1 protein-coding gene and 1 pseudogene are annotated in these 1,636 nt (G+C 65.0%); both read right to left on the reverse strand.

The features are described from left to right. A pseudogene (locus tag VIQ49_RS00190) lies at positions 1 to 192 on the reverse strand (cytochrome P450); the annotation flags it as partial. A 47-nt stretch (positions 193 to 239) separates the two neighbouring features. After that, positions 240 to 1,538 (reverse strand): IS256-like element IS1295 family transposase, encoded by a 1,299-nt coding sequence (locus VIQ49_RS00195; RefSeq protein WP_331879773.1) that lies wholly within the window; start codon positions 1,536 to 1,538, stop codon positions 240 to 242. Between the last annotated feature and the right edge of the window lie 98 nt (positions 1,539 to 1,636).

The raw sequence follows: 1,636 nt of genomic DNA on the forward strand, positions 1-1,636 counted from the left end.
GGGATTCTTCGCCAAAAAGTACGCCACCGCGGCAGTGGTGATCGTAGACGTGTCATGCGCGGCCATCATCAAAAAAATCATATGATTTATGATGTCGGCATCAGTGAAGCGTTCGCCGTCCTCGGCGCGCGCCTCACATAAAGCGGCGAGCAGATCATCATTCTGTCCCGTGCGGGCCGCCGGTAAGTGTCGGAGGATGTCCCAAGTTCCGTGGAACTTCGGTGGCGGTCCGGTGAGCATCAGGCTGCGCTCACCTGATCATTGTGCACGACGGGTACGACATGTTCGGCAACCTCGCGTTCGAGGGCTGCTCGCAGTGCCGGCAGGTGCAGGTGGCCGTTCACCCGGCGGAATTGCTTGCCGGCCTCGACCATCCCGGCGGCGCACCAGCGCAGCGCCATCTGCCCGTCGCGCCAGCGCTTGACGTTGCCGGCATGTTCGCGGCAGACCGAGATTATCGACTCGATGCAGTTGGTCGAGCGCAGCGTGCGGGCCAGCGTGGGCGGTACCCCCAAACGCAAGACCGTGAGCGTCTCATCGAGGCCCTCGCGCAGACTCGCCGCCGCGCTGGGGTGGGTGCGGTCGAGTTCCTTGGCCAGGGCCAGCAGGGCGGCTTCGGCCTCAAGCGCCGATCCGGCATGGTAGGCATCAGTCATCCTGCGGCCTACAGTGGTTCGAAGGCGTTGGGGCAGACGATCTTTCACGTTCCGAACCTTGTGCAGCTGACAGCGCTGAATGACCGGGTGATCGAGCACGTCGAGCACCGCTTTGCGCAGCGCCTTGGACCCGTCCAGGCCCACCAGCATCGGACGGGTGACGTCCAGACCCCGTTCCCGCAAATCCACCAGCAGCTCGGTGACCAGGGTGGCGTTCTCCGTCGAGCCCTCCACCAGCGCCAGCGGGTGCTTGGTGCCCTCGATGTCGATCCCCAGCGCCACGACGCAACACGATTCGGCGAAGTGCACCCCGTCGATCATCAACGCCACCAGATCCAGCCCGGACAGATCACGCGACAGCAGCTCAGCCAGCGCGGTCTCGGTCATCGCCACGAACCGGCGGGATACCGCTGATTTGCTTGTCGCCGTGGCCTTTTCCGTGATCTGGACGCCGACCGGCTCCAGCCCGACCGGGTAACGACGAGTGGACAGCCCGGCCAGCATCTTCTCCATCGCCAGCCGGCCCAGGATCTCCGTGGAACTGAACAGCTCATAGGACGCGACCGCCAACTCGCCCGTCCCGTCGGCGGCGCGCACCCGGGGCCGGGTCACCGGCACCCGTCGCCCACCCAAGGTCACCGAGCCGCGTTCACGACCGTGCCGCACCGCGGTCCTGGCCTGATCGTGGCGACCCTTCGGGCCAGCCAGCGCGGTGACGTCAGCCTCCATCAACGCCGCCATCACCTGCAGGCCCGCGCCGACAGCCAACGCCAGCAGGCCCTCGCTCATGTTTTCGGCGATCTCGCTCATCGCCACACTGACCCGTTCGGGAACCGCGGATGCACTCACATCGACGGACTGAATCTGGTTACTCTTCTTCATGGTGGTCCCCTTGCTGTAGGAGTTCTTGGCGGAACGCCCGATACCTACCACACGGCAGGTTTCGAGCAGGGGACCGCCACCTCAACTTCTACGAGACT

Origin of the sequence: Williamsia sp. (genome assembly GCF_036566845.1) — a bacterium.
Taxonomy (GTDB): Bacteria; Actinomycetota; Actinomycetes; order Mycobacteriales; family Mycobacteriaceae; genus Williamsia.